The following is a 4,966-nucleotide window of genomic DNA, read 5'->3' on the forward strand; positions in this document are numbered from 1 at the left end:
ACCACGCCGCCGCCGGTCAGTGTGACGGGGCCGTTGGCCGTATACAGGTAGGACCAGGTGCTGGTGGAGTCGAGATGGAGGGTGTCCTGGTTGGCGATGGTCCCTTCCACGTAGAGGCTGTAGCCGTTGCCCACGCGCACGCGGCCCAGGCTGGTCAGGTCGATGAAGCGCGCGGCATAGGTGTTGACCAGGAACTCGCCGCCGGTGGACGTCTGCAGCGTGCCGCCCGTGATGGCGGAGGTGCCCGACAGCTTGACCGTCCCGCCGTCGACGGCCTCGAACACGCCGCCGGTGTTGTCGTAGTCGCCGGTGTTCAACTCCATCACGGCGCCGTTCTCGGCGCGGATCAGGCCCGAATTGGTCATGCCGCCGCTGCTGGGGTCCAGCAGCAACCGGTGGAGCGGGTTGTCGGCGATGATGGATCCCTGGTTGTCCATGGCGATCGTGTCATAGCCCAGGTTCATGGCGCCGCGGATCGTGTTGTCCACGTTGATCAACGAACCGCCGCCGGTGCCGTTGACGATGTTGTAGAGGCTGGTGGTGCCGCCGCCGATCAGTTCGCCGCCCCCGGTCAGTCTGACCGGTCCGTCCTGGACGGTCAAGTAGGTCCAGGAGGAGAGGGAATTGAGCCTGATGACGCCGCGGTTCTCGATGCCCCGGCGACCCTGGGAGCTCGAGACCTGCAGGTGGTAGTAGTTGCCGACCTGCACTTCGTCTTCGTCGTCCACGTAGAGCGAATCGATGGTTACGGTGCTCGTGATGAGGGCCGTGATGGGCCCGGAGTGATCCAGGACGGCTGCATACCGGTTGGCGCCGTTGTTCGGCACGCCGACCGGCGACCAGTTGGCGGCGGTCTCCCAGGCGCCGTCGGTGGCGCTGTTCCAGTGCGAAGTGAAGTCGGTGGCGTTCGCCGCCAAGGACTGGAGCAGGATCGCAGCAGTCAGCAAGACCGCGGATCGTGCCCGATTCGATTTCCGGTGAATCATGATTGTCCCCCTGTTGCATTGGTGAAGTGGACCCAGATTGTTGGACGGTTTGGTGTCAGGACGGGCGGCCTGGCCACTCACGTGGTGGCAGCAGGCACCGGCGTGTACTCCAACAGGAACTCGAGCCGAGGGCCGTCCGCGCCGAGTTGCAGGACGTCGCCTGAACGCAGGGCGGTCGGGCCCGCCACCGGACGGCCGTTGAGCAGGGTTCCGTTGCGGCTGCCGAGGTCCGTGACCAGGAAGCGCCCCGGTTCAGCACCGGGCTCGATGCGTGCATGGTAGCGGCCCACGGCGTCGTCGAGTCGGGGAGCGAACCGCACGGCGGCCGAACGTGCGCGGCCGAGGATCAGTTCACGGTGCGCGCCCAGCGGCACTACGTCCACGTGGGTCGCGCGGGAGCCCGTGAGATGGCGGAAAATGATCTGGGCGACGCCGGCTTCCATGGTGCGCTCCTCCTTCACCAAGGAGAGCGCAAACGGCCGGCCCCGGGGATCAGGGTTTCGACGTGGAAATAAGGGCGCGCACCTGCTCCGCCCGTTCGGGACGCGGCCAGGCTTCGTAGAGCGCCAACAGCCGGCGCAGGTTCTGCACCGTGCGGGCGTGCCCGGGTCCCAGGGTTCCGCCGAGGATCGCGTCGGCCTCCCGCAGGAGGCCCTCGGCCCGCGGGAAGTCGCGGATCAGCGTGAAGTGTTCGCCGAGCACTCCCTTGGAGCTGCCCACGAGCCAGCTGTCCTCTCCCAGATAGCGTTGCCGCAGCGCCAGGCTCTCCCCGAGGGCGCGCCCGGCCTCGTCGTGCCGGCCCAGACCGTCCAGGCAGCGCCCCAGCGTCTGCAGGGCCGAGGCGATGGCCTGATGGCTGTCCGGCAGCGTCCCTCCGCGCAGCGAGAGCAGCTGCCGGCTGAGGTCCGCCGCCAGTTCGTAGCGGCCGCGATCGAACTCGAAGCCGGCGTAGTTCATCAGCGTGGACGCGTAGTCGGGATGCTCGCGACCCAAGAGGCGTTCGCGCTGCGCCAGGACGTCGGCGTACAGGGTCTCCGCCTCGGCGTATTTCCCCTGCAGATCCAGGGCGGTGGCCAGGCTGTTCTTGATGTTGGTCACTTCCAGGCTCGGCGGCGGGTGGTTGGCCGTCGCGATGGCCAGCGACGCCCGCTGCAGCGACTCGGCGGCCGCCCAGCGCCCCTGGGTGCCGAGAGCCACGGCCAGGTTGTTCAGCGAGCTGCCGACCAGGTCGGAGTTTTTGTCCAGCAGGCGCAGCCGGATGTCCAGCACCTCGCGGTGCGCCCGCGCCGCCGCCGCCGATTCCCCGCGCGCGTTGGCGATGCTGCCCCGCATCCCCAGCAGCGAGGCGTACAGGGTGTCGGGCCGGGCCGTGAGCGAACGCTGGATATCCAGGCCGACGCCGATGACCGAATCCGCGCGCGCCAGCTCGCCGCTGGCGAGGTAGGCGTTGGCCACGTACGTCAGGGTCACGACGTACGGGACGCTGCGGCGCCCCGTGAGCTGTTCCTGCAGGCGCGCGGCCTCGTTCAGGTGCCGCAGCGCCTCGTCGAGTCGGCCGATGGCCGCTTCGCTCTGCCCGATCACCTCTTCCAGGCGGGCGCGCACCTCCGGCTCGGCGGCCATCTCCGTCCCCAACCGCTGCGCGGCCTCGTCGAGCACCTCGGAGACCATGACGTCGCGCCGGCCGCTCGCGGGGCGCACCGACTGCAGCAGGACCTCGAGGAAGCCGCTGATCCGCTCGGCCTGCAGCTGCGCGCGGCGCGCGTGGCGCGCCTCGCTGCCGGTGGCGATCATCCCGGCCGCCAGCGACAGCACGAGCAGGGTCGTGGCCGCGGTCGCCGCACGGTTGCGCAGGAGGAACTTCCGCAGCCGGTAGCCGATCCAGCCGCGCTGCGCCTGCACCGGCCGGCCCTCGAGCCAGCGTTGCAGGTCGTCCGCGATCGCTTCGACGGAGGGATAGCGCGACTCCGGCTCGGGCCGCAGCGCCCGCAGCACGATGTGGTCGAGGTCCCCGGCCAGCCGCCGCCGCAGGCGCGCGGCGCTCCGCTCGCCGCACCGCTGCGCCGCCTGTTCGGTGGCCGCCGCGCTCGGCCGCGCGACCGGTTCCTCGATCACCGCGCGTTCGAGGGACGCCACCGACCCGCCGCCGGGGTGCGGGCGTTGTCCGGACAGCAGCTCGTAGAGCACGGCCCCCAGGGAGTACACGTCGGAAGACGTGGTGAGGGTCTCGCCGCGGATCTGCTCGGGGCTCGCGTACTCCGGCGTGTAGGCCCGCACGCCGCCGCGCGTCGGCGGCATCTCTTCCTCGACCTGCGGGTCCAGCAGCTTGGCCACCCCGAAGTCGAGCAGCTTCACGTCGCCGTCCCCGGTCACCAGGATGTTCCCGGGCTTGAGGTCGCGATGGATGACGAGGTTGCGGTGGGCGTGCTGCACCGCGGCGCACACCTGCCGGAACAGCGACAGGCGCTGCGGCACCGTCAGCGCGCGACGGTCGCACCACGCGGTGATGGGCTCGCCTTCGACGTATTCCATGACGAGGAACGGCCGCCCGTCGGGCCCGACCCCGCCGTCGAGCAGGGTGGCGATGTTGCGGTGCTGCAGGCACGCGAGGATCCGGCGCTCGCGCCGGAAGCGGGCCAGCGTGAGCGGCTGGCTGAGTTCGAGGCGGACCAGCTTGATCGCCACGCGACGGTCGTATCGGTCCTCCCGGCGCAGCGCCTCGTAGACGGCGCCCATGCCGCCGAGACCGACGAGACGCACCACGTCGTAGGGGCCGAGGCGTTGGCCGACCAGGGCCGAGGCGTCGCCGGGCGCGGCCGCGTCGGGCCCGCCGTTGCCGGTGGCCAGGGCCGGCGCCGTGCGTTCCGCTTCGCCGATCAGGGCGGCGACCACAAGGACGAGCCCGGCATCACCGGCGGCGCGTGACTCCAGCGCCGCGCGACGTTCGGCGGGCGGCAGGTCGATCACGGCGTCGAACAACTCGCGAAGCCGCCGCAGCCGGTCGGTCTCATGCGTCACGGAGGTCCTCCGGCGGCTCGCCGCCCAGTTCCCGGGCCAGCCAGGCCTTCGCGAAACGCCAGTCGCGCTTCACCGTGGCGGTGGATACCTCGAGCATCGAGGCGACTTCGACGACTTCGAGCCCGAGCAGGAATCGCAGCTCCGCCACCTGCGCCCAGCGGGGCTCCGCGGCGGCGAGCTTGGTCAGGGCGCGGTCCAGCTCCAGCGCGTCCAGCGGCGACCGGGCGGGGTCGGCGATCTCGTCGTGCAGCGTGACGCGCAGGCCGGCCCCCCGCTTGGCCGCGTTGCGGGCCCGCGCGTGGTCGACCAGGACCCGTCTCATCACCAGGGAGAAGGCCCGCAGGAACTGCTGGCGATCCTCGAAGGACAGGATTTCGCGGTCCAGCAGCCGCAACATCGCCTCGTTCACCAGCCCCGCGGGTTCGAGCGTGTGCCCCGCCCGCTCGTGGCTCATGTGTCGCCGCGCGATGGCGTGGAGCTCGGCGTACACGGTCTGGTAGAGATGCTCGCGCGCGGCCTCGTCCCCGTCACGCGCGGCGTGCAACAGGAGCGTGACGCCCTGGGCGGGTGACGAATTGGCTGGCATGGACGGCCCCCCGGCACGGCTGCCGACGCAGGGACGCGGCCTGGGCTGATACGCCGTGGCCGCGCCTCCGGAGGGGCCGCACCATTCTGATCATCGATTGCCATTATACCACTACACGGAAGGTCGGATCAGCGGAATCTACCCCGGTGGCGCGGGGGGGGCGGTTCCCGGCGAGGTGCCACGGAGCCCTAGCAGGCGCGATTGCCTGAGGATGTCTAAGTTGTGCTTTTGGATGAACCCCGGAGGCCTGAAGACCGTGACCCGCACGCTCGACATCCGCGCCCGCACGTCGAGCCTGATGGCCGTTCTGGCCGCGACCTTCACCCTGGGTGCCTCCCTGTCGGGGGCGCCGGATGGGAGCGCCATGGATCATGAC

Annotated in this window: 4 protein-coding genes; all 4 read right to left on the reverse strand. The window is 70.7% G+C overall.

Annotation, left to right across the window (positions count from 1 at the left end):
* Positions 1-947: hypothetical protein (locus Q7W29_05160; GenBank protein MDO9171205.1), on the reverse strand; the 947-nt coding region annotated here is incomplete at its 3' end.
* 116 nt (positions 948-1,063) lie between these two features.
* Positions 1,064-1,429 carry an FHA domain-containing protein gene (locus tag Q7W29_05165; protein MDO9171206.1) on the reverse strand — a complete coding sequence of 122 codons (366 nt, stop codon included), beginning with the start codon at positions 1,427-1,429 and terminating at the stop codon, positions 1,064-1,066.
* 49 nt (positions 1,430-1,478) lie between these two features.
* Positions 1,479-4,004, reverse strand: a complete 2,526-nt coding sequence (locus Q7W29_05170) for a serine/threonine-protein kinase (protein ID MDO9171207.1) — start codon at positions 4,002-4,004, stop codon at positions 1,479-1,481.
* Positions 3,994-4,590 (reverse strand): ECF-type sigma factor, encoded by a 597-nt coding sequence (locus Q7W29_05175; protein MDO9171208.1) that lies wholly within the window; start codon positions 4,588-4,590, stop codon positions 3,994-3,996. Before Q7W29_05175 ends, Q7W29_05170 begins: the two co-directional genes overlap by 11 nt.
* Positions 4,591-4,966 lie beyond the last annotated feature (376 nt).

This window comes from bacterium, assembly GCA_030654305.1.
GTDB lineage: Bacteria > Krumholzibacteriota > Krumholzibacteriia > LZORAL124-64-63 > LZORAL124-64-63 > PNOJ01.

Coding starts and splice junctions, on each gene's coding strand:
- Q7W29_05165 (MDO9171206.1), bottom strand. CDS start 1,429: ATGGAAGCCGGCGTCGCCCAGATCATTTTCCGCCATCTCACGGGCTCC.
- Q7W29_05175 (MDO9171208.1), bottom strand. CDS start 4,590: ATGCCAGCCAATTCGTCACCCGCCCAGGGCGTCACGCTCCTGTTGCAC.